Origin of the sequence: Bradyrhizobium sp. USDA 336 (assembly GCF_044908355.1) — a bacterium.
In the GTDB taxonomy this organism is placed as follows: domain Bacteria; phylum Pseudomonadota; class Alphaproteobacteria; order Rhizobiales; family Xanthobacteraceae; genus Bradyrhizobium; species Bradyrhizobium yuanmingense.
Map to the genome: position 1 here is coordinate 5,150,125 of NZ_JBIYDC010000002.1, position 26,607 is coordinate 5,176,731.

Here is a 26,607-nt window from a genome sequence, read left to right on the forward strand (position 1 = left end):
ACTAATCGACTGATCATCGTAGCGCCGTAACCCAAGCCACTCCCGCCAAGATCATGGACGCACCGAATACTTGGGCAACGCCAAGTCCATCCCCTAGAAAAGTCACCCCCATACCCACCGAGAGAACCGGGCCCAGCGCTCCAATCAAAGCCATCCGATTGGCTCCGATGCGCGTCATTGCGGCAGTCACGAGGTAGACCGGAATAATCGTCGTGATCAGGCCCATCCCTGCCGTCAATGCGTAGACCCGCCAAGATACGGCCAAAACCATAATGTCCCTTGTGAACAAGAACTGAAGAACGCAAGCAGTCGAACCAACCAGGATCACAAAAGACGCGGTCCGAAGCGAACCAACACGATGCCCGATACCGCTGTTTAGAACGAGATATAGCGCGTACGTGGCCGCGCTGAGCCAGGCCAAGCCGGCTCCTTGAACCGCTTCCGGCCCCGCGACTGAGGTACCACTGATCAACAGTGCCAAGAGCCCCGCATACGTGATGATGAGCGCACCAACCTCGGAACGTGTTGGCCATCGCCTCAAAATCAGTATGGAAAATACCATCACGAAACTTGGATAGCTGTACGTTATGAGGCGACTGGTTCCTGCCGAAAGAAATTCCAAGCTCCAAAAGTCCAGGTAGCTTGACACGTAAAACCCGAAAAACCCCATCAGGGTCAGAAGCGACTTCTCTCTCATGGTGAGGGGGGCCGATTGCGCCTGCATCTGCCTACTAGAAAACAGCAGAAACACTGACGCGATTGGCAAACAATACGCCATTCGCATCGCGAGGATCGTGATCGGGTCTCGAAGCTCGACATAAGCCAACTTCACGAGCACAGGCCGGACGGAAATGCACGCGATCGCAGCAAGACCCAGAGCTGCGCCAATGAAACTCTCTCTGATCACAAAGTCTGGCGTCAGCCAGTTTCTCAACCGCGCGCTAATCATCATTTTGCGCGATACCGGAGACTACACCGTCGATCTTTGCTGCAGAGATCTTCGCGAGTTTCGCCGACGTTGCGCATCAAGTCTGTGCACCTTGGGAATAGAGCGAAGAGCGCTGTGCCTTCACAACGGAGGAGGAGTGATGGCGGGGCAGATCTGAATTGCTGCATTTCTGCTGGCGAGCCAGCGCGTCGGCCACTCCCGTTGGTAGAACCTGCTTCTCGTTCCATTGCGAATTCCTCACGGCTCGCTTGAGCGGCTGGACCTTCATCATGCGGCATGAGACATGCTTCTGTCGTCTAGCTCAACTACCAGGCTTTGTAGTTAACGCGGGGAGCTCACTCGTATCATAGTGACACCAACCCGCAGATGAGCCCCCTGGTGAAGTCGCTATCCTAAATGGTTCTTAAGAAGACGATTTTGAGCGCGGTTCGGAAGGCCAAGAGCGTGACGCGCCAGTGCTGTACGTTCTGTGGGACAATTTGTCCCTTGAAATTTGGTGGATACTGACGCCACTGATGCCAATAACCTCGCACTGTCGAGAACTACCAATGTCGCCATATCTGGTGCTGAGATGTCGAAAAGTGCGTACGCGCTTGACAGGCCTCCTGATCACGGACGTGCTCACAACGTGGCGTTCGAGCAAATCAGCCTCCCCACGACAGCATGGTTGCACCGACTTCCATCTAAATCGATGATAACGTTGTGGTAGGGTCTCGGGCTCAAGAGCGTTTGCTCTGCTTGAACCTACCTGTACCTGCGGATGGGAAGCTCGTGTCCCTGCAACTTGCGCCACGTTCAGCTCAAGTAAAACTGGCGCCCGAGGCGTCGTCGAGCTGCCGCGAGATGACTTAATCTGCATTACTGCGAGGCGGAGAGTTTGAGCCCGCTTTGTCAGCCGAAAAGCAGACTTATGCGGAAGCGACGATCGCCATGTGTGCTGTCGCAACACACATAAGTATTGAGGCCGGCTGCCACTTTCTGAATTTGTCGGAGCAGTATTCCCGGTCCGTCTCAGCTTCAGCGCCCCGCGAAGGCTTGTTCTGATCGTGCCAGCTGCACGACTCGCTACAATTGCTTAACCGCACCAGGACTGTCGCACAATTCCATATGCACGATCTCGATAGGCTCGCCACCGAAACCGTGAGAGAAGTAGCCCCTGCCTATGCTTCTAAAGCCATGCTTTTGATAGAAGCCTTCGGCGTTGATAGTCGCTTCGAGCCTCACTGGACCGTCATGGCCTAACCGTGCCTGAGCAATCCCGATCTCAAGCAGCCGCCGCCCCAGTCCGATGCCAGCCGCTTCTGGCAATACAAACAAGCGTGTTACTTCGCCGGGCTCTGAATCGACAAATCCGACCACAATGCCGGCGCGTAGACACACGGTCATTCGCCCCTTGGCGATGAGCTCCTCGTAAAATGCCGGCGTACGTTCACCCATCCAATTCTCGATTTGATCGGGCGAATAGGATGCGCGTGCAAGGCCATCAATCGACGCCTTCGTGATGTTGTAAACCGTCTCCGCGTCTTCGCGGCGAGCGCCCCTGAAGGAGATATTCTCGTCCAGCGTCATGAGAAATGAACTCCAGATGTCGTCATGCCCTGTCGGGATTGCGAGTTTGCCGATATCCGGTCGTGTGTGGGTCGGCGGATCACGGCAATCTTCGGCGAATCCCCCTGCCCAAGGAGAACCCCGAGAGGATTCTTATGCCGTGAGAACAGGCTATCTTATAGTGAGTCTTGCTACATATTTGCTGTTCTTTGGCGAGGTATCACGCAGGTTTCCTGCAGACCTAGCCAGGACGCGCGGCTAATCACCGCGAAACGAGCCAGTCTGCTGAACATCCTCCGGGATTTCCTGCCGCAGTTTCGGGCCGTGATTGAGGCGGCGGCCCAGAGCGGCAACGAATTTGTCATAACGCGCGCCAGCCTGCGCTCTCGCGGCCTTTGCAGCCGGCTCCGGTAGTGGCGGGGTCGTCGTGAGCCAGAACCGGATGAAGAGTGCGATGGTCTCGACCGCAATCCCAACATCCCGCTCAAGCCGCGCGATCCGGCGGTCGATCTGGTCGAGCCTCTTGGCGGTAGCTGCTTCCCGCCGCTCGTCAGCGTCCGGCGAGAGAAAGGACGCAATGGCCGCTTCGGCGATAAGCGACATCGGCTGCTCGCGCCGAGCAGCATAGGCCGACAGCGCTTTCATGACGTCAGGATCGAGATAGACCGACATCTGGGCCTTTTTCTTCGGCGCGGTCATGCCAGCCTCACAATCCAAGCTCATCGCCAGGATCGAGCGATGCCTGGCGCGCAACGCCCTGCATCATGTCGTTCATACGCCTGATCCGCGGGGCATCTTCATCGAACTCGTCGGCGAGGTCAGACGCGAACTCGTTGTCGACCGACTCCTTCTTGTCCACCATCTCTTGGTCCAGTTCCGGCTGCCGCCGACGGTCGGCGGTCTTGGGATCTTCGTCATCCGCCCGGTCGTCCGTCGGCGCCTGCAATGCCAATGGTCGCAGCGGCAGCGGCCGTGAGCTCCAGTCGTTTGGCCTGCTGTCGTTAGCCTTGGTCAGCCTCGGCGGCGCCATGATGCGCTCCTGGAAGCGCGCGTCCTCGTAATAGCGCGCCTTCTTGGCCCGGATCGGATGAAGACCCGACATCATGACGATCTCATCGGATGGCGGCAGCTGCATCATCTCGCCGGGCGTCAGCAGCGGACGGGCGGTCTCTGACCGGGACACCATGAGGTGGCCGAGCCAAGGTGCCAGCCGGCTGCCGGCATAGTTCTTCATTGCCTTCATCTCGGTCGCCATACCGAGAGCATCGCTTACTCGCTTTGCGGTCCGCTCGTCGTTGGTTGCGAAGCTGACCCGGACGTGACAGTTATCGAGGATCGAGTTGTTTGGCCCATAGGCCTTCTCGATCTGGTTCAGCGACTGGGCGATCAGGAAACTCTTGATGCCGTAGCCGGCCATGAACGCCAGCGCGGACTCGAAGAAGTCGAGCCGGCCGAGCGCCGGGAACTCGTCGAGCATCAGGAGGAGACGGCGCCGGCCGGCCTTGGCCTGCAGATCCTCGGTCAAGCGGCGGCCGATCTGGTTGAGGATCAGACGGATCAGCGGTTTGGTGCGGTTGATGTCCGATGGCGGCACGACAAGGTAAAGTGTGGTCGCCCGCTCTCCGCCGACGATGTCGGTGATCCGCCAGTCGCAGCGGCGCGTCACCTCCGCGACCACGGGGTCGCGATAGAGGCCGAGAAACGACATCGCGGTGCTCAAGACGCCGGAGCGTTCGTTGCCGGACTTGTTCAGCAACTCGCGTGCGGCGGACGCGACCACGGGATGGACGCCGGCCTCGCCCAGATGCGCCGTTCGCATCATTGCGGCAAGCGTCGTCTCGATCGGCCGCTTCGGATCGGACAGGAAGGCTGCGACGCCGGCCAGCGTCTTGTCCTCTTCGGCATACAGGACGTGGAGGATCGCACCGACCAGGAGTGCGTGACTGGTTTTCTCCCAATGGTTCCGCTTCTCGAGGCTTCCCTCCGGGTCGACGAGGATGTCGGCGATGTTCTGGACGTCGCGCACCTCCCACTCGCCACGGCGGACCTCCAGCAACGGATTATAGGCCGACGACTTCGCGTTGGTCGGATCGAACAGCAGGACGCGGCCGTGGCGGCTGCGGAAGCCGGCGGTGAGCTGCCAGTTCTCGCCCTTGATGTCGTGGACAATTGCCGAGCCAGGCCAGGTCAGGAGCGAAGGGATGACGAGGCCGACGCCCTTACCGCTCCGGGTTGGTGCGAAGCACAGGACGTGCTCCGGTCCATCATGGCGAAGATAGGTGCGCTCGAACCGGCCGAGCACGACCCCGTCGGGGCCGAGCAGGCCAGCCTGCTCGATCTCCTTTGCCTCCGCCCAACGCGCGGAGCCATAGGTCTCGGCGTTCTCTGCCTCGCGGGCGCGCCAGACTGACATGCCGATCGCAACGGCTGCGGCGATGATGCCGCCGGATGCCGCGATGTAGGCGCCCTCGGTGAAGATTGAGGGAGCATAGGCATCGTAAGCGTACCACCACCAGAAGAAGGCCGCCGGGAGATAGACCGGAAAATGGAACAGTTCGAACCAGGGCTGCCCGAGCTGCGGCTGAAAGCCGAGGCGCCAGGCCGTCCATTCCGTCGCGGCCCAGATCGTCAGCAACACGATCGCAAAGACCGTGATGACCTGCCCCCACAGAATCTTGGTCGCGGACATGGCGGCGGCCCTCTGCTGACGTCGGTGATTGGAAGGATCGCTCACAAGCCGAGCCCCCGGTTGCGCCCAAAACCCCAATCGATGCCGCCATCCGCGCGAGCGACTCCGGAAACATGCCGGCCGAGCTGCTTTTCGAGCGAGGGCGTCCAGGGCACGAGCCGGAAGCCCAGCCCGTCATCGATCATGGCGAAGCGGCCGGAGGCGAGAACGAGTCGCTGCCGGTAGGTGCCGGCCACATACTCGCCGCCAGCCGACGGGTTGAACGGTTGGCCGGTCTCGGCGGCGAGCTGCTTGCCGAGATCCTCAAGCTCCCGGTTGCGCAACGTGCCGATGAGATTCTTCGCGAATACCAGTCCTTGCGCCTGGCGTTTCGCGAGACCCTGCTCGATCAGCTGCTCGGCCCGCCGTTGCATGGCCTCGCGGACTTCGGCGCCGAAGCCACCCTGGCCGAGCGCCACGGAATTGCGTGCGACGGCCTGCCGGTCGAGCCATGTCGCGCCGCTCGCCGTCACCTGCGCTTCGATCGACAGATCAGAGCGGACGGCCAGCGCCACGCGACGCTGTCCTCTCGCGTCATCGAACTTGCGGAGCTCGACGATCGAGCCCGGTGCGCTGTCGCCGGCGGCGTCGAGATCGGGCAGCCTGATGTGGTGGGTGCGGCCATCGACGCCGTCGACCACGGCATAGGCGGTCCCCTTGAGTTCATCGTCGAGACCGCGATCGACGAGGCGTCCCATGACGGGGACGTCCAGGCTTTCACCTGATAGCACGTAGCTCGCAGTCCCACGCTCGATGCCGCGCTCGATCAAGCTGCGGTGGATACGCTTGATGATGTCGCCGCGCTCGCTGAGCTCGCGCAACGTCGCCTCGGCGGCCTCGTCCATGACCCATTGGCCTGGCCCGAGCTGATGAGCGAGGCCGAGGCTCTCCAGGCGCCGCAGCCGGCCGACCTTCAACGCATGGAACTGATCACGCGGCTCGGCCGGATTGGACGCAAGGTCGATGACGCCGTGCCGGTCTGCATCGCGAACGAGCTGGCGGTCGAGCTGTGTCCACCGTTCGGCTTCGACCTGGCCCTCGAGCGAGCGGCGGATGTCGAGATCGGAGCGCAATCCGAGTTCTTGCGTGACCAAGTCCTGGGCGCGGGCCCGCATCCCCTCCTTGATGTAGTCGCGGGAGATGACGAGGTCCTGGCCATCCTCGGCGACGCCGCGCACGATGATGTGGACGTGGGGGTGCTGGGTGTTCCAGTGATCGACACCCACCCAGTCGAGCTTGGTACCAAGATCTTTCTCCATCTGCCCGACCAACTCGCGGGTGAAGCCCTTGAGGTCGGCCATATCGGGCGCGTCTTCGGGCGAGACGATGAAGCGGAAATGGTGGCGGTCATTCTGACAGCGCTCGGCGAATGTCTTGGGATCGGCATCCTCCGTGTCCGGGCCGAACAGGTGAGCCCTCTCTCCGTCCCGAGTGACGCCCTCTCGACGGAGATAGCCGAGATGCGCGGCGAGCGGCGCCGATCTCGCTCTATGCCGGACAACGCGCGTCTTGATCGTCACCAGGCGCGAACGGCCGGTGAGCAGACGGTTTGCCCGCACGCTGGCCAAGCGGCCGCGGCCGAAGCGCGAATGACGGTGGCTCACGAGATGGCCGGCCCGCGAAACGCCGCCGCCAGCGCGCTGAGCGGCGGCAAGCGCCTGGGCGATGAAGGGCTTGGTTCGCTGGCTCCTTGAGGAGCGGATGCGGCCAGGCCGAGGCTGAAACTCCTTCTCCTCAGCCATGGCCGGCCTCGACAATGTGCGGAATGCTGAATCCGTGCAATGAGTTGACAGTGGGCCGCACATTGCGCGCCGAAGTCGCACGTTGCGAGATCAGTAAAAAAGCGAAGCAACAACAACCGACCAACCGGGCCGCACATTGCGGCCTTTTATCTCGCCATCGTTCGGTCGGTACTCGCGGAAGCCCCCACTGTTTGCGAGTGTTTGCGATAGCGATCGTTACCCGAAGGGCCGAGACACCCGTAGGGTGGCTCGGTGAGGAGCGAAGCGACGAGTAGAGCGCGGGCCGAAGGCATCGCCCGCATGACTGTGTTGCAGCGTTTCGAATGCAAACCGAATGTTCGTCAAGGGGCGCCAGCGAACCTGGAAACTGACAGCTGATATCGCGAGCTGACCGATGTGCAGCCGCCGCAACAAGGGTGCGTGCAGACGTACCACGATCTGCGCATTGACGTTGAAGATGTCGTGCAGTCATTGCGAACGCCCCGTGGCCGAGAGCGCGACGAACAGGCCCTCCGACTGCGGCGCAATCGCCGAAATATCGTGCACCGGAGTGCCAACTGAGCCGCCGTGCGCGGGTTGATCGAGCGCCGCTCGCACGCCACGAGACGGACCGTCAACGTGGCCGAAAAACAGCGGCGCCCGCGTCCAGGATGAACGAGAAGAAGCCGCGAGGAGAAGAGGCGCTGGTGCCCCCTCCGCATCGACAAAAGGGGCGGTGGCCGCGACATAGGCGACGGTCTCGGCGGGCAGTGGACGATGTCTATCGCGAAACTCCTCGTAGCGGCCGGGACCTGCATTATAGGCCGCGAGAAAACCGGGCGAGCCGTAACGGTCGTGCAGTTCGCGAAGAAAGGCGGCGCCGGCGAGGATGTTGTCACGGGGATCAAAGGGATCGCGCCCGAGACCATAGCGAACTCGCATGTCCGCCCAGGTCTTGGGCATGAGTTGCATCAGGCCGAGTGCGCCTTTGGGTGAGACGGCGCGCCGATCGCCGTTGCTCTCGATGTGCATGACGGCGTGTATCCATGCAGCCGGAATGCCAAAGCGCTGCGCGGCCTCTGCCACATGAGATGCGTAGTGATCGTTCGCCGGTTGACTTCGTGCCGGCGCTCTCTGTGCGGAGACTGCTGCCGTTGGCGCGCCAATCACCAGCAGGCCGGTGAGGAGGAGAACGGCAAGGCCCGCCGTGGCTCCGCCATCATGGCAAGGCGTCGTGCCGCCTACCGGCGGCGCGCACGGATCGCCGGTTTGACCGCCGCTGTGCGCGGCAGCCGCCCGACCGTTGCGCGGACCCGAGGGATGAGACGGCTTTCCCCCGCACAAGGAGGTGGACCGTTGATGCGCCTGGTTGCCGGCACGCACGATAGGATCCTGCATGCAATCAGTCCCGCTCGGCGCGTTGGGGCAGACGATTCCAGTTGAGCGTCCAGGCCGCTTTGTCGTCGCCCGACTGGAAGAGATTGGCGCGGATCGGCCGCGGCAGCGCCGGATCGTCGATGACGAGCGAAACGTATTCGCCGGCCTTCTCGCCGGTACGCTTCCAGCCTGCGCCGATCTCCGGGCCGTCGGCATCGCCGAGGTGGATACGGTAGTCCGGCGCGTTCTCGGCATCCGAGGATTCGGCCGGGACGAGGGTGAGAATCCGCTCGAAGAACAGCGTTTCAACGCGTCCGGTGAAGCCGGACTTATCGCGGGTGAACTGGCCGATTTGCGCCATGGGAAAGCTCCGGGGTTGCTGGGTTGAAAACGGGTCAATGGGTGGCTGCATGCCAGACGAAGCGGCCGTCGCCGGCCTCATTGGTCCAAAGCGGGACTGCGCGTGCGACGATCGAAGTGACGGGGAGCGCGCCGAAATAGCGGCTGTCCAGACTGTCAGGGACGGTCGGGTTCATGAGGAAGACCTCGTCAGACCCGAGCGTCGAGCAACCGCTCCAACGCGGCAGCGGTCGGCCGAGATGGTCGCGATCGCGTGCGGCACCGACATCGACGGCGTCGACGGTGATGGCGTCGCCGGACCGGCACACGGTCTGCCCGGGTAGCGCCATCACGTGCTTCAGCAACGGCACACCCTTCGGAAGAAAGCCTCCATCGGCGAGAACGTCCGCGATGGGTTCCGGGAGCCGCACCACGACTAGTTCGAGGGTATGCAGCCGTCCTGCCGGATGCAGCGCGTAGAGCCCAATCGGCGTGCTCGCGGTGGCGTTCCAGATCAGCCGCGGCGCGGGATGAACGAACACCAGGCCGCCAGCGACCAGCATCGCGAAGTACGTCACCATTACGTAGCCGAAGCGGGTCATGGCGTGACGCTCCGGCGCTTGAGCCAGGCGACATGCTGCTCGCGCGTGTAGACGCGCGGCACGTGGTCGGCGGCAAGACGGTTGTGGAGATGTCGCCAGTATTCGGGCGCAGCATCAGCCGGATCGATGGAGAGCGCCTCGATGGCGTCGATCGCCTGCAAGGCGCGCTCAACCTTCGGCCAGCTGTCGACGCGCAGCAGAATTTCGCCGCCGGGACGGACGAAGGGCAGCGTCTGATAGCGCTGGCCGGCCTCAACGGCACGCACGATATCCATGCGCGACACCACGGTGCCATAGTCGTTCGATGCCCAGCGGACGAAGCCAAAGATGCTGCCGGGCGCAAAACTTGAGACGCTGCGGCGACGGTCGAGAATCTTCTCCTCCGCGCGACGGCCGAAGCGCAGCCAGTGCTCGATCCGTTTCTCGATCCAGGTCAGCTCGACGTAAGTGAGCGCAACACCGCGTCGATGCGAGGTCGGCACGGCACGCGGCGGCAAGGCCTCGTTGTCATTCATGACGGCTCTCCGGCGTCAGTGGGAAACTCTCGCGCCAGCAATTCGCGGAGCATGTCGGCGACGGTCACGCCGCGCTGGAACGCGGCGACCTTGATGCGGCCGCGAAGCGCCGGCGTGACGTCGATCGTCAGGCGCGCGGTGAATGCGCCCCCCTCATTCACGCTGCGTGGCGGTACATCACTAGCCTTGATCCAGGTTTCGGCAGCGCCGGGACGCGAGGCGAAGCCGCGCTTGGCGGAGCGCTCGCTCATGGCGCAAACCTCGCAACTTCTGCGGCGAGAGCTGTTATCTCGCGGGCGGCGGCGCTCTGCTCGACGAACTCGAAGACGAGCCGGCCTGACTGCGCGGCGTCGGCGAAGATGACGCGCTGACCGATGGTGCTGGCGAGCACCGGCGGATCGTGATCGGCGAGAGTTTCAGCCGTCTCGCGGGCGATGATCGTGCGCGCGCCGCAGCGGTTGAGCACGAAGCGCGCGGCGAGCTGTGGTCGATAGATGCGTGCCTCGTGCAGCAGAGCGAGCATCTCGGCCGATGCCCAGCCGTCGAACGGCGACGGCTGCACGGGGATCAGCACCAGATCCGCCGCCAGCAGCGCCGAGCGCATCAATCCAGCGACGCGCGGCGGTCCGTCAATGACGACATGATCGGCGGTGCGTGCGATCTCCGGCGCTTCGCGGTGGAGCGTATCGCGCGCGAGGCCAACGACGCCGAACAGCCGTGCGACGTTCTCCCGCGCACGCTGCTGCGACCAGTCCAATGCGGAGCCCTGGGGGTCAGCATCGATCAGCGTCACGCGCCTTCCGCGCAGCGCCCATTCGCCGGCTAGGTGCAGGGCGAGCGTGGTCTTGCCGACACCGCCTTTCTGGTTGAGCACGGCGACGATCATCGCTTGCCTCCCGTCTTGCGACCTGGAAGCGGCAGAGATGGTTGGCTTGGGTGCTCGGTTGGCGGCTGAGCGCGGGTGTCGGTGTTATCCGCAAGACGCGCGGCCCCACTACAACAGTTAGATTCTAAGTTAGACTCTAAGTTAGGGCAGGCGATCGTGTTTCCTGGCCAAAGCGTTAGCTGTGGTTTGCACTCCCGGAATCCCGATACCGGCACGCCCGGAGTCCCGATAGTGTGAACGCCCGAAGTCCCGAGATGATTCACAGCGCCGTCCACAGGAGCTGTGAATGACTTCGATGGCAGGATGCGCAATAGCTCTCGGCGTTCTCTGCGTTCGATGCTCAGGCGATAGCCTGGCAGCGGTTGACGCGCCGCGATCCGGCGGAGATCAATTGCGAAGTCAGCGGGCTTGGCGAGGCTGCCGGATTTCTCGTGGAGGTGTGCGACCTCGAACAGCCATCCTCTCGGCTGGCGGCCAGCATGCTTGCGCGCGACGCGGTAGAGCCAGCGCTCGATCCCGCCGGTCAGGCTGAAGTAGGCCGGATCAATGGTGAGAACGAGCGAGCGATCGATGACGCCGCGATAGAACCAGTCGGGAAGGACGAATTCCATGCCTTCGACGCGGCCATCGCGCCGGGCGCATTCCTCCCATTCGTTGATCCAGGAGAACTGGTGACGCCGCCAATGCTCGCCCTGCCGGATGCTGGTGCGGATCACGGTCGCCTGCAGACGGGCCAGTGCCCCCTTCAACAGCTTGTAGTCCCTTGCCCCGGTCTGGCGACCGACTGCGATCAGGAGTTGATAGGGTGTGAAGCGCAGGAAGCGCGAGGTCTTCAGACCGAGGTTTTCGGCCTCGACAATCTGGCTCGCCGCCCAAATCAGCACGTCGGCATCCCAAATGGTCGCCATACCGTGCTCAGGAACTGCATAGACTTCGACACACACGTCGCCGGTCTGGTAGAGGATCGGCGCTGTCCGCTTGGCCTTGGCGAGCGAAAAGAACGGGCGCTCCATCAGGTCGCGCTGATCGCGCGGGCTGGCGTCGCCGGTGGCGACAACGAACGGATCGAGCTTGCTTCGCTCGCTGGGCGTGATGAGGCGGCGCGACGACATGACGAGCGTTGCCTTAGCGATGCGCGTTGCCGGCGGCGCGGGCCTCGACGTAACGCGGATCCGACGTTGAGCTGCAGGCGGCCTGATCGGCCCAGGCTTCGAGATCGCCGATGGCGTAAACGACGCGGCCGCCGAGCTTGCGAAAGGTCGGGCCATTGCCATGGCAGCGATATTTCTCGAGCGTGCGCGGCGAGATGCCGAGGAGGCGCGCGGCCTCGGGAGTGCGCACGTAGCGGGTGGCGAGTTGCGCGGGCCTGTCGAGCATGGGATATCTCCGTCTTGCCTCAAAGCGCCGCGGCCAAGTCGCGGCATGTCCGGGCCAGAGTGGCGGAGAGTTCAGGCGTTGGGGGTGGACGAAAATTGACGTATGTTTGTGTCCCCCCACAGTCGCAACCAAGCGAAGCCAGGTGTACTAGCGAGGCGCAACTAACTCATCAGGTCGATGGCTTGAAGGAATCGGGGAGCCGATCAGAAGCCGCGCAGAAGTTTGAGATAGCCGCGCTCGACCAAAGCGATTGAATCATGAATGAGGCGGTTCGCCTTACGGCGGGCATGCGAATCCTTCCACTCGACCGAACGGCGCTGTGCGTGGTCGGAGGTCAGCACCTTCGCCGCCACGTCTCGCGGGCCGCCGCCCAGGTCATGGACGTCGAAGGCGTGAAGGAGCTGTATCAGTCGACGTTTCTGGAACGACGTCAGCCGCAGCGCTGCAGGCAGGAGACCGGTGCGCTGACCAGCAAGGCGGCGGGCGAAGTGCAGCGCCACGTCGGCCCGCAGTTCGCCCATGCTGTCGAGCGGCACAAGCACGGCGGGGCGGCGCGCGGCCTGCTCGTCGCGCAAACGGACATGCAGCTCACCCGAGCCGTCGGCGACAACCAGCTCGCGACCGTCAGCATCTGTCCGTTCGACGATCGGCAGTCCGAAAGCGTTGCGATCAATCGAATGAACGGTCTCGAAGTCCGGCGGCGCGGGCGTGAGGATCAATGTTCCCGGTGATGCCTCGGGCAACCAAATGGCTGGTTCGGGCCAGACCGGAGAGGCGGGGTCATGGGCGACTCCGCAACCTCCATCGACGTGCGAAACTACTTCGGATGGTTTCGGGATCAGCGCCGTCACGCGCGATCTGGCGCTCAGTGCGGGCGAAGTCGCGGCGGTAGTCAGCATTGCGGCGAAGGAATTCGAGGGCAAAACCCGGGCGCTCAAGGCGATTCAGGCGCTCGATGGTCTCCGGCGAGCGCCAGTACTGGGTCGGCATGGTCTGTCTTCTCGTCTCTGTGCCCCATGCCACGATCCGAAAAGACGGCACGAGAGACTAGACCCTGAGGTTGCATCACGCGAGATCGCAATTTGCGTGATTGGGGTACAACTCACTGCATCCGCGGCTGCAACAACTGCTGATATCCGGCTTCCACCATCCATCGCGCGCGAGCGAGATGGCTGTCGTGGACGATTTTGGCACGACCTGGTTCGTGCGCCGGGTCGAGGCCGAAGATCACGCTAACCACCTCACGCCAGTCAGCGCCCTCCTCTTCGGCCATCAACAACCGAACGTAGATTGCAAGATGTTTCTCGTCATAGGCGTTGACGCGATCGGTTATTGGCGGCCGGTCCTGGAATGGCGCGTCGTTCATTGCAATTGCCCCTCAGCATCGATGCAGCGATTAGAATTCATCTAAGCCCCGGAACTTTGCAAGCTGGGAAATCGTCACACGCGAACTCTGCCGTGATGCGCAAATCGCCTCGCGGCGCTCCCCGCAAGCGGCAAACTCGGCCCTAGCCAGAAGATATGAATAACACGGCTCGGTACGAATCGGAACGATCGTTCCTGGAACGATCGTGCCGATGTGAGTTCCCTTGTAGCCATGGATCTCAAGGAGGTCATGGCGATCAATTTGCGTCGGATACGCCATAAGAGGGAGATGACGCAGGAAGAGTTGGCCGATGGCGCCGGACTAAGTGTTCGTTACGTCGGCGCAATTGAACGCGCCGATGTATCGGCCAGCGTAACCGTGCTCGGCCGAATCGCGGAGGCGCTAGGGGTCGAAGCAACCGATCTAATCAAACGAACGGCGGTTCATCCTCATCGCGCTCGATGACGCAACAAATTTGTGCTCCATCGCAGCCTTGGCACGTTACGTATCAACTGGGCATTACCTCACGCACAAGTTGATAGGCAACTTTACGTAAATCTGGTCTGTCTCCAAAAGGCGCATACCTGTCCGGGGACGGAAGGGCGTGCTGAGCGAGATGGAGTGAGCCTTATGACCACCCTGTACGAGCACTTGCCAGCCGACATCCGCGAGGTCGTGGACGCTTACGTCGCAGACCTCAGGCCCCAAACTTGGCGAATTCGCCTCCTCTTGCTGATTGATCTCCTTCAAGAGACGTTGGAGACCAGACCCGCCGCTGAGCATTGGCGTTTACTTCAACAATGGACCGGCATAGTGACGGCAATCTTGGAACACTTGCCGCCTGACAGTTCGTTTGTCGAATGTTTGGGGTTGATGAGCATCAGCTTCAACGACCAATGGCGCGCTCAGGCGCTCGGCCAGATCGAGCGCGATCCTACGGTTCTGGATCGTCTCGTCGCAATCTGCCCCGACTGGGGGGACATCGTCGAAACAATATCCGAGGCCGATCAGACACGGCCGATCAAAGCGGGGCAGGCTCGCGCTCGCTGATTGGGATCGATCCGGCACGTGCACCGGCTCGCCAAGCTCTGCGCGACCAGCTCTTGAGCTTAGCGATGCCCCGCCCGGGCCAGCCGGGCGAGGCATTGCGGATCGGATCAGTCGCCGTTCCGACGGTTGGGACGAGACCAGATCAAGCTGAAGCCCTCGCCCTCTTCATCGGCGAAGAGGTTGGCGAAGATCGGTGCGGTGAAGCTCGGGTCGTCGAGCTTGAGGCCGAGGTAGTCGCGGCCCTCATTGGAGCGCTTGGACCAGGCGGCCCCGATCTCAACCCGGCCGACATAGATCCGGTGGCTGGGAGCGTTGTCGCCCGAGCGGCTGGTTTCGGGGACGATGCGGACGTTCCTCGCCTGCAGCGAGAGAGTGACGATTTCGCCGTTGAACTCGTTGTTGCCGGTCTTCTTGAAGGTGCCGATGGTCGCCATGGTAGTTCTCCTGATCTCTGTTTCCGAGCCCGCACCTTGCGGCCTCGATGGTGATCGATAGGCCGGAGGCGATCGACGGCGCACCCCGAAGGGCCGAAGCGTCAGCGGAGGATGGCAGCCAGGCGACTTTCTTGTTTCGCGAGGAATGACGGCGCAGCCGGCAGGGGAAGAAAGTCGATCGGCGCCATTGCGCCATAGACGGTCGAGGCGTCAGCCGTCCTTCGGCCAGATCAATCCATCGAAGAGGCCGTTTGGTGCGCTCGGTCCGAACAGAGCTGACATCAAGGAGAACGTGGCGATCTGCGAGTCCACTGAAAGAGTTGGCGCAACCGAATCCAATGGTGATGAGCTCTCTTTATTTGCAGGTGGACGGATCTCCGCTTCCACGATAGCGCGTCGACAGCACACCGCATTCACGAGAGCGGCTGGCTGTATCTGTGATCCGTCGCCGTTTGGTCGATGCCGCACAAGGACTGCCACGAAACTGCCACTCTGCGATGATCGGTCGAGGCTCGACGCTTGGGCCGCTCTGCGTGTAGCTCAAAGACAAGAATCGCGAGCACGCTGGATGCCTGGTCCGCCCTTTCAATGTGACGCTATCGGCCGCCGCCAGCCTTTCCCTGGACGGCGCAGAGGTCACGACATATTAGCCGCGCAGCCCAGGGAGGATCTCGTGCAGGACGGGTACCCGTTAAGAGCTCGAGGGAGAAAAGAATCGGATGAGCGACAATAGCAACCTCGAAGACAGAACCATCGAAGCGATACGGCACTATCGCGAGGCCCTCGCCGTGGTCGACGGCCTGGAGCGACAAGAACGTTCCGCGCATCGAGCGCTGACCAGGATACTGCCTGAATTGGGGCGCACCTTACGCAGCCAAGACCCGCGGTGTCTCAAGAACAGCATTAAGATCGGCTTGGCAGCTGTCTCACGGCAGGACGAAGCGTGGGCCAACCTAACTGAGGCGACCGCACGTTTGGATTCAGCCCGCTCGACCTTGGCCGCCCTCGAGCGCCAACTGGGATATCTTCCAAAGGTCTCAAAAGCACGAAATCCAGACTAGCTCGAAGAAAGCGAGGACGTCGAGCTCCGCCTCATCCTAGGCGAAGATTTTCTGCGGCTTGTTTGCCGCTGCGGTTCGTCACCAGCTCGTAGCTGACCTTCGCGCCTTCAACGAGCGAGGTATAGCCGGCCTTCTCTACCGCAGAGATGTGCACGAAAACATCTTTGCCACCGTCATCCGGCGCAATGAAGCCATAGCCTTTCGTCGGGTTGAACCACTTAACAGTCCCTAACGCCACGTCATTTGCTCCAAAAAGAAAAAACACGCTCATATCTAAATCAATCAACGATCCGGTCGCAAGTCTCCGCGCGAATAGTAGCTTGAAGGGATCCGTTGTCTCGTGCGGTCGCAGGTCATGGACAGAGGAAATGAAATGCCCGACGTGATGGTCGCACAAGCACCTTGAAATGGGCCGACAGTCAAGAACGACGACGCGAAGGTCATATTCTCTTCGAAAACCGCGTGCTAACTGTTGCCTGGTTGTCGCGGCCGGATGTACGCCGTGGGCATCACGGGAGCCCCGGCCTTCATGCCGGGGTTTTTCGTTTTTGGCGCGAGAAGCCCGCCGATTCTAGATGCCTTTTGTGCAGCTGATTTGAGAAGGATCATGACGCGTCGTAGGCTGCGACAATTCTGCTTGGATCTGCAGGAACTGTCCGGGGCAGAACGAAAAGCCGAATAGCAGGCAGACATGGCGCAGAATATTTACGACAATCCCGATTTCTTCGCTGGCTACAGCCAGTTGCCCCGGCAGGTGCATGGGCTGGACGGAGCTCCTGAATGGCCCGCGATCCGGGCCATGCTGCCCGATCTGGGTGGGAAACGTGTCGTCGATCTGGGATGTGGCTTCGGTTGGGCTTCGCGCTGGATGCGCGAGCAGGGCGCGGCCTCGGTTCTGGGGCTGGATCTGTCGCAGAACATGATCGACCGTGCCAGGGCGGACACAGCGGACACCGCCATCGAGTATCGCATCGCCGATCTCGACACACTGGACCTCCCTGAGGCGGCTTTCGACCTCGCCTATAGCGCACTGACCTTTCACTATGTTCAGGATTTTGGTCGCCTCGTGCATGTGATCCGCAAGGCGCTGGTTCCTGATGGGCATTTCGTCTTTACGATTGAGCATCCGATCTTCATGGCAGCGGCACACCCGCACTGGATTTCCGATGAGGAGGGCCGCAAAACCTGGCCGGTCAATCGATATTCCGTCGAGGGTGAACGTCGGACGGACTGGTTCGCCAAGGGCGTTCTGAAATACCACAGGACACTTGGCACTACCCTGAACACGCTGATCGGCGCAGGCTTTCAAATTCGGCGAGTGGAGGAGTTTGCCCCAACACGCGAGCAGATCCAGCAGATGCCGCAATTGGCCGAAGAACTCGAACGTCCCATGATGCTGATTGTGTCTGCGTCCACATCGATCGCCGGTAGTGCTTCGAAACCGTTGTAATATCCGGTCTGACTAGGTCCTGCCGGCTGGCCCAGTACCGATGTCAGCCCCGCGCTACGCGTTGTCTTGCTGGTTCGTCTACGGCCATCCCGGTGAAGCGAACCAAGGCCGTGAGGCTGACGGCAACAGCCCCGACGACTGCGAAAACCGTTTGCCAGGCGGGTGACGACATCGCCATCTGGGCAATTCCATGCGTCGCGCTGTAACCAGCGACGGTGGCGGGCGCGACATAGAGGAGGATGATCAAGAGTCTAAGCCAAGTCCATGGCACGAAGGCGAGCGCGAGTTGGCCAATGCCAATGGTCACACCGCCCGCCATGAGCCCTGCTGCGATGCCGCCGAACACCCCAACGCCGGTATGGAAGGCCCATATGCCGATCGTCAGGCCAACGAAGAAGGGCAGTGCGAAAACGGCGAGCGTGAACAGCAGCCAGCAGAAAAATCCGACAAGCAGTGGCCCAAAGATGATCATGGTGGTGGTCTCCGTGAGATAGAGGTCTGACGGTCGCGCCTTCCACCACCACCACGGCGCAATCGACAGCATAGCGACAAACGGCGGCGACGGGGAGCGGAAATCCGAAAGGACCTTCGCTCACCGGCCAGCGATCTGAACCGCCCCTTCGTCATTGGAACGGATCGAATTCGTAAATCACGGCGGCCGGATCGCCATCGTATTCGGTGGCGGGCATGACGCCGTATCCGCCCATGCCGGTGCGGAAGATAACGACGCAGACCATGAGGGTGGTGGCGAGGTTCCATGCGTTGGCGAAGGCAAGGCTTTGAGACATCGGTCCGGCTCCTGTTCTGAGGCGGGGACCATCCCCGCGCGACAGGCGCCCGATGAATCCGGGCGTAGGCCGCAATCACCGCGCAGGCGAAGACGAAGCGGCGGCACGCTTCAGCGTAAGCCGACCCCTTGCGGGTTGATGGCGTCAGGCCTGCGGCCGGATCAAGGATCAGCGCCGAAGCAGCGGGGCGGTGTCCGCCAGATAGGAGCCTGGTTGTCAGGGCTGCGTGGCTCTCAGCTGGAACATCGTTGCCGTCACGGTGCGGGGGGTGATCGGCTAGAATGGATTGTGAGTCGATGTGCGGTTGGGGAGGCCCACTTGGCTGAGTTCAAAGGGCGCGCCAACCGCTCGCTGATCACATCACCATGCTGGACGTTGGCCTGTAGGAGTGATGGATGGGAAGTTACTGCGGAATCTACTTCGATAGGACCGAGATCTGTGGCGCAAAGTCCGTCGTTCCCGATCATTTCTGCGCGCTATTCCAGGAAAGCGACCGAGCCGTCAGGCCGTCGGTCGATGAAGAGGAAAGTTCTGACGTGGTCTACGAGGCGCCCCGAGCGGTCGTCTTGTCCCGCCTGGATCTCTTGGGCTGCACAGCCGCTACGGCGCGTGAACAGCTGGAGGCTTGGCTCGCAACAACGCGCGAGACCTGGGAGGAATACTGCGCCGACGGCGGTTGGGCAGAGGGAACGGCCGCCGCACTGCGCTCATTCTCTGTCGAGGATTGGTATCGACGGGCGCCCGATGTACTCGCGACCATGTACACGCGCGAGGAGGCGACGGACGAGATCGATCGCCGGATGCGTGATCGCGACGGCGAGGGCTGGCTTTGGTTCGATGGCTATGGATCCCTGATGAGCCTCCGGGCTTTGTTGGATGCCTGCGTTGACGTGCGGTACGTCTCTCTCGACATCACGGCGCTGATCGGCGGTGGTTGGATCGAGTCAGATGCCAGCATTTGCGACGAGAAGAGAGCTTCTGCTCCCCTTGACCCCCGTCCGCTGGCAACGACGGTCATCCTTGCCGAGGGTAGTACGGACATCCGGATATTACAGCGCTCGCTCACAGCGCTGTTTCCAGAGCGGAAAGATTACTTCTCGTTCTTCAACCATGCTGAGCTGAGCGTGGATGGCGGCGCCGCTTATCTTGTGAAATTTCTCAAGGCATTTGCGGCAGCGCGGGCGCCGTTGCGCCTCGTCGCCGTGTTCGACAACGACACAACTGGACGTCAGGCGTATCGGCAGGCCAGCGCCTTGGGCCTGCCGGACAACATGATCGTGGTCGTGCTCCCAGACACAGAGCTTGCGCGTCAGTATCCGACTTTCGGCCCTCAAGGAGAGCATGTCGTCGACGTCAACGGCAAAGCCGCAAGCATCGAGCTTTACCTGGGCCAAGCGGCTTTGACGAAGGATGGCGCGCTACGGCGGGTACGCCGGAGCGGCTACAATGCCGCCGCCGATGCCTATCAAGGCGAGATCGAGGGAAAAGCAGAGGTAGAGGCTGCATTCCTCCGCGCCGTGGCGAATTGTTCAAATCCGGCCGAGGCACGGATGGAGTTTCCGGAGTTGGCTGAAGTGTGGACTACGATCTTTCGTGCCGTCGAGAAGGCGGCGGAGGAAGCGGAGCGAAAGTTGCACGATCGCGTCGTTCAGGTCGGGTAGTCGAAATTTGCGGCGCTCACGCGCCGCCGAACCTCCAGACCGGAATCGCGAGTTTCTTCGCCTTGTCGGCCAGATTGTCCTGGATGCCGGTGCCAGGGAAATGCATCACACCGATGGGTAGAGTCTCGAGCATCGCATCGTTGCGTTTGAACGGAGCGGCCTTGGCATGCTTCGTCCAGTCGGGCTTGAAGGCGATCTGCGGCACCTTGCGGTTCTCGGCCCACTTAGCGGCGATCAGCTCGGCACCCTTGGGGGATCCGCCGTGCAGCAACACCATGTCTGCATGCTTCGCGTGAACCTGGTCAAGCTTGGCCCAGATCAGCTGGTGATCGTTGAAGTCGAGACCGCCAGTCAGCACGACCTTCGGGCCGGGCGGCATGAGCACCTGATTGTCGGCGCGCTTCTTCGCGGCCAGGAAATCGCGGCTGTCGATCATCGCCGAGGTCAGATTGCGATGGTTGACCTTCGACCCGTTGCGCGGCCGCCAGGCGGAATGGGTGTGGCGTTCGAACTCGTCGGCGGCCTGGTCGCGCATCAGCTCGAAGGCGCCTCGTCGCTCGATCAGCGTTTGCCCTTCTGCCGTTAGTCGCTCCAGCTCGACGGATTTGATCTCGCTGCCGTCCTGCTCCCGCTGCGCGCGCCGCTGCGCCAGCTCGTTGTCGTCAAGCTCGCGCTCGATCCTGTCGATGGCACGATGGAAGATGTTCACCGTCGACCAGAGCAGGTCTTCGAGATCGGGCTCAAGACGGGTATCGGACAGCGCCACCACCAAGGCATCGAAGATATCGGCGATGCTGCCGGCGAGGATTTGTGCTTCGGGAAGCGGCTGGGGATCGGGCTCATCGTGGAAGGGGCGGTAGCCATAGAGCTGGAGTTCTTGGAGGACCTGACCGGTCGGGGATGAGCTGTGGTGCGGCTCGGAATCATTGTCGTGGTCGGCGGTCATTGCGGCTTTCCCTCGTCGGATCGACCGCGCCTATCGCGGCCTTCATGGCGACGAAAGCGGCGGGCGGAACGGACTTGCACCCGCAGCGCGAGCTGAGGGCCGGAGCCTTGGCGGAGGACCGAAGGGGGCCGACTATTTTGCCTCGCGATGTAAAGGCGGCTCTGCCGCCGACGGAAAATAGTCGGCCCACAAGGTTGCCGGTCCGGGCCGCTTGCCGCCCGATCGCCCTCTCATAAGGCCGTGGGGCGGTCCTCTCCGGCGCTGGGAGAAAGTATGATCACGGATCTCGCGCAAACGAAGCGGCCGCGTCGCCCTCCCCGTTCCGGCTATGCCGCCAGCTCCATGAAGCGCGCGACGTCCTGTGCCGCGATCTGCACGCGGCTCGCGGCCCGAAAGGCATCAAATCCGAGCAGGCGGAGATCCTCGTTGAAGTCGCCAAGGCGCGGCGAGATCACGATTGCTTCGATCCTGGCCTCCTGCGCCCGATCGATCAAGGTCGCCATGGCGCCGTCACCGGCAGGATCGTCGTCGCGGGCGATGTAGAGCCGGCGGAGCGTGTCCGGGAGGATGATGGCGGAGAGATGCGCCGCCGAGAGGGCTGCGACCATCGGCATGGTCGGCAGGACGCTGCGGAGCGACAGCATCGTTTCGATGCCCTCGCCGGCCGCCATGACGTCACCAGCTACGCCGAATCGAACGGCGTGACCAAGCAGGTCGCCCATCGCCCGCTTTGGCGTGTCGATCGGCGCCTTGCCGAGCGTCATCTCGCTGAAGCCGTCGGGGTCAAGCCAAGTGCGATGTGCGCCAGTGAGGTGTCCGTTCAGATCGGTGACGGCGGCGATCATCGCCGGCCAGGTCTCGGTCGGGCTGTGGTCGTCGGGCCGGTAGTAGCAACGTGGGTGAAAACGCAGACTTCCGGTTTCGTGCAAAGCCGTAATGCCGCGATTGCGGAGATACGCTTCTACGAGTGTGCCTGTAATCAGTTGCGACATACCGAAGAGTCGTCGCGCCGCCTCTGGCGACCCGAGTGGCGCGGGCGATTTTCGTGACGGGGGCCGATTTAGCTCTACCTCCAGTTCTGGACGCGGCAGATTCAGAAAGCGTCGGGCCTCATTGGCGACATCGCGAAAAGTAGTGAAACCGCAGCTCTCGCGGATCACGTCGAGGAGATCGCCATGTTCAGCCGAGGCGGCATCTCGCCAATGCCCGGCGGCGCCAGCACCGGATTCCGGTCCGCTGAGCCGGACGAACATCGACCGGCCGGGCGTATTGCGGACGTCGCCCACCATCCAGTAGCGGCCTTGGCGCCGCCCGTTGGACAAATAATGGCGGCACACCGCCTCGGCGTCACGCGCGAGACGGCGGGCCAATTCGGAGGCGCTGTCCCGGGCCATCAGGCGGCCTCCTGCTCGCCGATGCGCACGACCGGATAGTGGTCGAGCACTTTTGCCAGCACCGAGGCACCGGTCTCATCTGATGGCACGAACATGCGCAGCTTCCACAAGATGATCTCGCTGAAGAGGCCGTAGGCGCGCAGCCGGTCACGCATCGTATCGGTGAAGCCCGACAGCTCGATGCGATGGGCGCCCATCACGCGGACACGACGGAGTTGCAGATCCTCGGCAAGGTCGATGACCGCGCGCCCGTCCATCAGCGCCGAGAAAGCCTCGTGCGGGCCCAAGCTGCAGGTTTCGGTCGCGCAAGCGTTCGCGGCCCACGCCGGCGAGACCCTGCGACCGATGATCCGCTCGCCGTCGTCGGTCTGGAGCCGATAGACCCGGGTCGACTCCTTCGGAAGCCGCTTCCAAATCGGCAGCAGCAAGCCGGCAACGATGTGGAGGGTGCTCTCGGCGAACTCGGGGACCTCAAGGACTTCGCCGTTCCAGGCCGTGGCGAATGTCTGGCGATCCCCAGGCTGCCAGTGGCTCTCGTCCATCATCTTCATCGAAGCATGATGGTGCTCCATGGGGCGGATCAGCCGCACGCGGCGTTCGATCTCGCCGTCATCGAGCATGAAGCTGGGTGCGGGAGTCTGCACCGCGGCACGCCGTGATCGCTCGTTGATTAGCAGCACCGCCCGAGAATCGGCGAGATAATCGAGCGCTTGATCCAGCGTCATGGGGCGATTGCGCCGGCGTTCGGTGATCGTGAGCAGCCGGGTTTCCGCGCCGGTCGCGGGGTGCGCGTAGATCGGATGCCGACCGGTGACGGCGAAGCTGTCAGCCTGCAGAGTCTCCAGGCCGACGTCATAGACGCCGCCGGCAATGGCGCCCTCGACCTTGGCGTTCAGCAACTGCTCGAAGGCTGTGAACAGCAAGCCTTGCAGGTCGATGGTGAGCGCCAGCAGCCGGTTCAGGAACGTCGTGATCGACGGCAGTTCGTCCATGATGCCGTTGGCGTCCGTAAGCTTCAGGCCCGTGGCGTCCTCGAATATCTGGAGCGAGCAGCCTTCGACCTTGCCGCGCACGAGCAGCAAATAGAGCTGGCGCAGCGCATCCCGGGGTAGTGGCTCTCAAGATTGTCCTCCGGCTGAAACAGGCCCTGACCGCCGGTCTGGCGCTGCCCGCGCGTGATGGCCCCCAGCGTGTCGAGCCGGCGGGCAATGGTCGAGAGAAAGCGCTTCTCGGCCTTCACGTCGGTCGCAATGGGGCGGAACAGGGGTGGCTGCGCCTGGTTGGTGCGGTTGGTTCGGCCGAGCCCCTGGATCGCGGCATCGGCCTTCCAGCCCGGCTCGAGCAAATAATGAACGCGAAGTCGGCGGTTCCGCGCCGAAAGTTCGGCGTGGTAGCTGCGGCCCGTGCCGCCAGCCTCCGAGAAGACAAGCACGCGCTTCAGGTCATCCATAAAGGCAGCGGTCTCGGCGAGATTGGCGGAGGCTGAACGGTTCTCGACGGCAAGGCGGTCACCCCTGCGCACCACGCGCCGCGAACGTCCGGTCACTTCGGCCACGAGGTCGGTGCCGAAACGTTGCACGATCTGGTCGAGCGCGCCGGGAACGGGCGGAAGCGACGCGAGGTGCTCGATCAGCTCATTGCGGCGGGCGACGGCCTCACGACTCTCGACCGGCTGACCGTCGCGGAAGACGGGCCGGGACGAGAGATTGCCGTCGCTGTCAGTGAAGGGCTCATAGAGCCTCACAGGGAAGGAGTGGGCGAGGTAGTCCAGCACGTATTCGCGCGGCGTGATGTCCACGCGCACGTCATTCCATTCCTCAGGTGGAATTTCGGCGAGCCGGCGCTCCATCAGCGCCTCGCCCGTTGACACGATCTGGATGACGGCCGCATGGCCCTCGGCCAGGTCCCGCTCGATCGAGCGGACCAGGGTTGGCGACTTCATACTGGTGAGCAGATGGCCGAAGAAGCGCTGCTTGGCCGATTCGAAGGCCGAGCGTGCGGCCGACTTCGCCTGGCGATTGAGCGTGCCGGTCTCGCCGGTGATGTTGGCGGCCTGCATTGCCGCGTCGAGATGATTGTGAATGATGGCGAACGCGCCGGCGTAGGCGTCGTAGATGCGCCGCTGCTCATCGGTGAGCTGGTGCTCGACGAGCTCGTATTCGATCCCGTCGTAGGAGAGCGAGCGGGCAGTGTAGAGGCCGAGCGAGCGAAGATCGCGGGAGAGCACCTCCATCGCCGCGACGCCGCCCTCCTCGATCGCCTCGACGAATTCAGCGCTGGTGGCGAACGGAAAATCCTCGCCGCCCCAGAGCCCGAGCCGTTGGGCGTAGGCGAGATTGTGGACCGTGGTGGCACCAGTCGCCGACACATAGACGACGCGGGCATTGGGCAGCGCATGCTGCAAGCGCAAGCCCGCACGCCCCTGCTGCGAGGGCGCGACATCGCCCCGCTCGCCCTTGCCGCCACCGGCATTCTGCATGGCATGGCTCTCGTCGAAAATGATGACGCCGTCGAAGTCGGAGCCCAACCATTGAACAATCTGCCGGACGCGCGAAAGCTTTTCGCCGCGGTCGTCGGACCGCAGCGTAGCGTAGGTTAAAAATAAGATGCCTTCGGCCAACCGGATCTCACGCCCCTGAGGGAAGCGCGAGAGCGGCGTGACCAGGAGACGCTCCATGCCGAGCGCCGACCAGTCGCGCTGCGCGTCCTCGAGCAGCTTGTCGGACTTCGAGATCCAGACCGCCTTGCGCCGGCCCTGCAGCCAGTTGTCAAGAATGATGCCGGCGGACTGGCGGCCCTTGCAGGCACCGGTCCCGTCGCCGAGCATGAAGCCGCGACGGAAACGGACGGCGTTCGGTGCGTCGTCTCGGGCGGCCGTGACGAGGTCGAAGGTCTCGTCAACCGTCCAGGCGCCGGCGAGGTGGTTGCCATGCGCCTCCCCGGCATAGATGACCGTCTCAAGTTGGGCGTCGGACAGGAGACCGTCACTGACAAGTTTGGCCGGCAGGCGCGGCCGATAGCTCGGCTTCGGCGGCGCGACCGAGGCCATCGCGGCCGACTGCACCAACTTGGTCGGATGCGCCTGCGCGCCGTGGATCCGGATCGATTGCAGCCGGTATTCCTCGTAAATGGCGTCGCTGAGGCGCGCCTCCTCGGGCGGCGTCCAATCGAATGTCTCATAGGCGAGGTCGATAGCCTCGGGCTCAGCGACCGACGCCTTGGCCAACTGCGCGGCGGACCGCCCCAGATAGCCGCGCACCGTGCGAGGTACTGGCGAGGCTGACATGGGAAGTGTGGCGGTTGATGCGACGATCAGGCGAGGTGGAACGTGCTCGCCGATCCAGCGGAGCAGCGTCGCAACATCGGGCGCTATTCCCGGCGACTCCGGGAAAGCGTGCGAGTCATCGGCAGGCACCTTGTCGATGATCGTGAGACGCGTCTCAATCGTGGTGCCGTGCTTGGCATAGACCGCGCCGGCGATGGCGGCAGTGAACACCACGCGGCCTCGTTCCTGCAATCGGGCGAAGGCATCGCGCCAGGCTGAGGCTTCGGGTGAGAAGTTTGCGCCAGTGATCGTGACCAGCCGGCCACCATCGGCGAGACGCGCCAGCGCCGAGGCGATGTGCCGGTACGCAGTGTCGGCCATGCGGCCGGAGACGTTCGCCATCGCCGAGAACGGCGGGTTCATCAGCACGACACTCGGGACCACCGTGGGATCGAGGTGATCGTCGATCTGGGCGGCGTCAAAGCGCGTGACGGAAATGGCCGGAAAGAGGGAAGAGAGCAACATGGCCCGGCTGTCGGCCAGTTCGTTCAGCACGAGCCCGCTGCCGGCGATTTCGGCGAGGATGGCAAGCAGCCCGGTGCCTGCGGAGGGATCCAACACGCGATCCGCCGCCGTAATGGCGGCCGCGGTCAGCGCAGCCAGGCCGAGCGGGAGCGGCGTGGAGAACTGCTGGAAAGTCTCGCTCTCGGCAGAGCGGCGCGTCTGAGTCGGCAGGAGCCTCGCGATCTTGTCCAAGGCGGAAAGTCGTGAAGCCGCAGAATCGGCTTTGCGGAACAGCGCCTTTCCGTATTTGCGCAGGAACAGGACGGTGGCGGCCTCACAAGCGTCATAGGCCGTCTTCCAATCCCATGCGCCCGTCGTATCGGATGCGCTGAAGGCCACTTCCATGGCGGCGCGCAGGATTGCGGCGTCGATGCGTCGACCATGCTCAAGATGCGGGAGAAGTTGCTCAGCCGCAGCGATGATGACGCTGGCGCCCTCGGGAGCGCACACAGGCGAGATCGGGGCGACCTCGTCGGCCGCAATCGAGAAAAGTTGGTTCATGAGGGGAGCCTTAAGGAGAGCGGGAAGGAGCGAGCCGGCCGGTGCTCTCTCGGACCGGACCGGCTCAAACCCCTCCCGGCCCGGC

Annotated in this window: 27 protein-coding genes and 1 pseudogene; 5 read left to right on the forward strand and 23 right to left on the reverse strand. The window is 62.8% G+C overall.

From position 1 onward, the window contains the following. Positions 1 to 13 precede the first annotated feature (13 nt). The 16 genes from ABIA45_RS25135 to ABIA45_RS25210 all read right to left on the reverse strand — a co-directional run bounded on the left by ABIA45_RS25135 (position 14) and on the right by ABIA45_RS25210 (position 13,408). Positions 14 to 952 (reverse strand): DMT family transporter, encoded by a 939-nt coding sequence (locus ABIA45_RS25135; RefSeq protein ID WP_404654137.1) that lies wholly within the window; start codon positions 950 to 952, stop codon positions 14 to 16. 1,062 nt (positions 953 to 2,014) lie between these two features. Beyond that, the gene (locus ABIA45_RS25140) at positions 2,015 to 2,518 is read right to left on the reverse strand and encodes a GNAT family N-acetyltransferase (protein ID WP_404654138.1); all 504 of its coding nucleotides are present in this window, start codon (positions 2,516 to 2,518) and stop codon (positions 2,015 to 2,017) included. Between the two features lie 237 nt (positions 2,519 to 2,755). Further along, a complete protein-coding gene (locus tag ABIA45_RS25145) occupies positions 2,756 to 3,196 on the reverse strand; it encodes a CopG family transcriptional regulator (RefSeq protein WP_404654139.1) in 441 nt (146 codons plus the stop codon). A 7-nt stretch (positions 3,197 to 3,203) separates the two neighbouring features. Next, a complete protein-coding gene (locus ABIA45_RS25150; RefSeq protein WP_404654140.1) occupies positions 3,204 to 5,186 on the reverse strand; it encodes a conjugal transfer protein TraG in 1,983 nt (660 codons plus the stop codon). 41 nt (positions 5,187 to 5,227) lie between these two features. Further along, on the reverse strand, positions 5,228 to 6,967 hold the full coding sequence (locus ABIA45_RS25155; protein WP_404654141.1) for a relaxase/mobilization nuclease domain-containing protein: 1,740 nt from the start codon (positions 6,965 to 6,967) through the stop codon (positions 5,228 to 5,230). Between the two features lie 468 nt (positions 6,968 to 7,435). Further along, positions 7,436 to 8,344: a lytic transglycosylase domain-containing protein gene (locus ABIA45_RS25160; RefSeq protein WP_404654142.1), complete on the reverse strand. Its 909-nt coding sequence runs from the start codon at positions 8,342 to 8,344 to the stop codon at positions 7,436 to 7,438. Positions 8,345 to 8,348: 4 nt separating this feature from the next. Continuing rightward, complete coding sequence (locus tag ABIA45_RS25165; RefSeq protein WP_404654143.1) at positions 8,349 to 8,684, reverse strand: DUF736 domain-containing protein; 336 nt, start codon at positions 8,682 to 8,684, stop codon at positions 8,349 to 8,351. A 34-nt stretch (positions 8,685 to 8,718) separates the two neighbouring features. Beyond that, positions 8,719 to 9,264 (reverse strand): S26 family signal peptidase, encoded by a 546-nt coding sequence (locus ABIA45_RS25170; protein ID WP_404654144.1) that lies wholly within the window; start codon positions 9,262 to 9,264, stop codon positions 8,719 to 8,721. Then, complete coding sequence (locus ABIA45_RS25175) at positions 9,261 to 9,779, reverse strand: DUF2840 domain-containing protein (RefSeq protein WP_404654145.1); 519 nt, start codon at positions 9,777 to 9,779, stop codon at positions 9,261 to 9,263. Before ABIA45_RS25175 ends, ABIA45_RS25170 begins: the two co-directional genes overlap by 4 nt. Continuing rightward, positions 9,776 to 10,030: a hypothetical protein gene (locus ABIA45_RS25180; protein WP_404654147.1), complete on the reverse strand. Its 255-nt coding sequence runs from the start codon at positions 10,028 to 10,030 to the stop codon at positions 9,776 to 9,778. Before ABIA45_RS25180 ends, ABIA45_RS25175 begins: the two co-directional genes overlap by 4 nt. Further along, positions 10,027 to 10,665, reverse strand: a complete 639-nt coding sequence (gene parA / locus ABIA45_RS25185) for a ParA family partition ATPase (RefSeq protein WP_404654149.1) — start codon at positions 10,663 to 10,665, stop codon at positions 10,027 to 10,029. Before parA ends, ABIA45_RS25180 begins: the two co-directional genes overlap by 4 nt. Continuing rightward, the gene (locus ABIA45_RS25190) at positions 10,662 to 11,777 is read right to left on the reverse strand and encodes a replication initiator protein A (RefSeq protein ID WP_404654151.1); all 1,116 of its coding nucleotides are present in this window, start codon (positions 11,775 to 11,777) and stop codon (positions 10,662 to 10,664) included. Before ABIA45_RS25190 ends, parA begins: the two co-directional genes overlap by 4 nt. A gap of 13 nt (positions 11,778 to 11,790) precedes the next feature. Further along, positions 11,791 to 12,042 carry a helix-turn-helix transcriptional regulator gene (locus ABIA45_RS25195; protein WP_404654153.1) on the reverse strand — a complete coding sequence of 84 codons (252 nt, stop codon included), beginning with the start codon at positions 12,040 to 12,042 and terminating at the stop codon, positions 11,791 to 11,793. A 203-nt stretch (positions 12,043 to 12,245) separates the two neighbouring features. Continuing rightward, positions 12,246 to 12,761: a DUF2285 domain-containing protein gene (locus ABIA45_RS25200; RefSeq protein WP_404654155.1), complete on the reverse strand. Its 516-nt coding sequence runs from the start codon at positions 12,759 to 12,761 to the stop codon at positions 12,246 to 12,248. A gap of 61 nt (positions 12,762 to 12,822) precedes the next feature. Next, on the reverse strand, positions 12,823 to 13,032 hold the full coding sequence (locus ABIA45_RS25205) for a transcriptional regulator domain-containing protein (RefSeq protein ID WP_404654156.1): 210 nt from the start codon (positions 13,030 to 13,032) through the stop codon (positions 12,823 to 12,825). A 112-nt stretch (positions 13,033 to 13,144) separates the two neighbouring features. Further along, the gene (locus ABIA45_RS25210) at positions 13,145 to 13,408 is read right to left on the reverse strand and encodes a DUF2285 domain-containing protein (RefSeq protein ID WP_404654157.1); all 264 of its coding nucleotides are present in this window, start codon (positions 13,406 to 13,408) and stop codon (positions 13,145 to 13,147) included. A 231-nt stretch (positions 13,409 to 13,639) separates the two neighbouring features. Here ABIA45_RS25210 and ABIA45_RS25215 point away from each other — a divergent pair, with 231 nt between their 5' ends. Beyond that, positions 13,640 to 13,873, forward strand: coding sequence for a helix-turn-helix domain-containing protein (locus tag ABIA45_RS25215; protein WP_404654158.1), 234 nt, complete (start codon positions 13,640 to 13,642; stop codon positions 13,871 to 13,873). Positions 13,874 to 14,038: 165 nt separating this feature from the next. Further along, positions 14,039 to 14,458, forward strand: coding sequence for a hypothetical protein (locus tag ABIA45_RS25220; protein WP_404654159.1), 420 nt, complete (start codon positions 14,039 to 14,041; stop codon positions 14,456 to 14,458). A gap of 107 nt (positions 14,459 to 14,565) precedes the next feature. Here ABIA45_RS25220 and ABIA45_RS25225 read toward each other — a convergent pair whose 3' ends face one another. Next, positions 14,566 to 14,892, reverse strand: coding sequence for a DUF736 domain-containing protein (locus tag ABIA45_RS25225; RefSeq protein WP_011084751.1), 327 nt, complete (start codon positions 14,890 to 14,892; stop codon positions 14,566 to 14,568). Positions 14,893 to 15,611: 719 nt separating this feature from the next. Between ABIA45_RS25225 and ABIA45_RS25230 the strand changes: the two genes are divergently transcribed. Then, the gene (locus ABIA45_RS25230) at positions 15,612 to 15,953 is read left to right on the forward strand and encodes a hypothetical protein (protein ID WP_404654160.1); all 342 of its coding nucleotides are present in this window, start codon (positions 15,612 to 15,614) and stop codon (positions 15,951 to 15,953) included. Between the two features lie 31 nt (positions 15,954 to 15,984). Here ABIA45_RS25230 and ABIA45_RS25235 read toward each other — a convergent pair whose 3' ends face one another. Beyond that, the gene (locus ABIA45_RS25235; RefSeq protein ID WP_404654162.1) at positions 15,985 to 16,224 is read right to left on the reverse strand and encodes a cold-shock protein; all 240 of its coding nucleotides are present in this window, start codon (positions 16,222 to 16,224) and stop codon (positions 15,985 to 15,987) included. Between the two features lie 420 nt (positions 16,225 to 16,644). Between ABIA45_RS25235 and ABIA45_RS25240 the strand changes: the two genes are divergently transcribed. Continuing rightward, positions 16,645 to 17,403, forward strand: coding sequence for a class I SAM-dependent methyltransferase (locus ABIA45_RS25240; RefSeq protein WP_404654164.1), 759 nt, complete (start codon positions 16,645 to 16,647; stop codon positions 17,401 to 17,403). 43 nt (positions 17,404 to 17,446) lie between these two features. Here the strand turns inward: ABIA45_RS25240 and ABIA45_RS25245 are convergent, their stop codons facing one another. Both ABIA45_RS25245 and ABIA45_RS25250 read right to left on the reverse strand, forming a co-directional pair. After that, positions 17,447 to 17,875, reverse strand: coding sequence for a hypothetical protein (locus ABIA45_RS25245; protein ID WP_404654166.1), 429 nt, complete (start codon positions 17,873 to 17,875; stop codon positions 17,447 to 17,449). A gap of 151 nt (positions 17,876 to 18,026) precedes the next feature. Continuing rightward, positions 18,027 to 18,191, reverse strand: a complete 165-nt coding sequence (locus tag ABIA45_RS25250) for a hypothetical protein (protein WP_370142618.1) — start codon at positions 18,189 to 18,191, stop codon at positions 18,027 to 18,029. Positions 18,192 to 18,586: 395 nt separating this feature from the next. Here ABIA45_RS25250 and ABIA45_RS25255 point away from each other — a divergent pair, with 395 nt between their 5' ends. After that, positions 18,587 to 19,852 (forward strand): HEPN/Toprim-associated domain-containing protein, encoded by a 1,266-nt coding sequence (locus ABIA45_RS25255; protein ID WP_404654167.1) that lies wholly within the window; start codon positions 18,587 to 18,589, stop codon positions 19,850 to 19,852. A 16-nt stretch (positions 19,853 to 19,868) separates the two neighbouring features. On the opposite strand, the gene ABIA45_RS25260 is transcribed toward ABIA45_RS25255, so the two are convergent. The 3 genes and pseudogenes from ABIA45_RS25260 to ABIA45_RS25270 all read right to left on the reverse strand — a co-directional run bounded on the left by ABIA45_RS25260 (position 19,869) and on the right by ABIA45_RS25270 (position 26,522). After that, a complete protein-coding gene (locus ABIA45_RS25260; RefSeq protein ID WP_404654168.1) occupies positions 19,869 to 20,798 on the reverse strand; it encodes a DUF2493 domain-containing protein in 930 nt (309 codons plus the stop codon). 326 nt (positions 20,799 to 21,124) lie between these two features. Further along, entirely contained in the window at positions 21,125 to 22,192 is a 1,068-nt protein-coding gene (locus ABIA45_RS25265) for a toprim domain-containing protein (protein WP_404654169.1), read from the reverse strand. Then, positions 22,192 to 26,522 (reverse strand): annotated as a pseudogene (locus ABIA45_RS25270) (strawberry notch-like NTP hydrolase domain-containing protein). The gene ABIA45_RS25265 and the pseudogene ABIA45_RS25270 overlap by 1 nt, the downstream one beginning before the upstream one ends. Positions 26,523 to 26,607 lie beyond the last annotated feature (85 nt).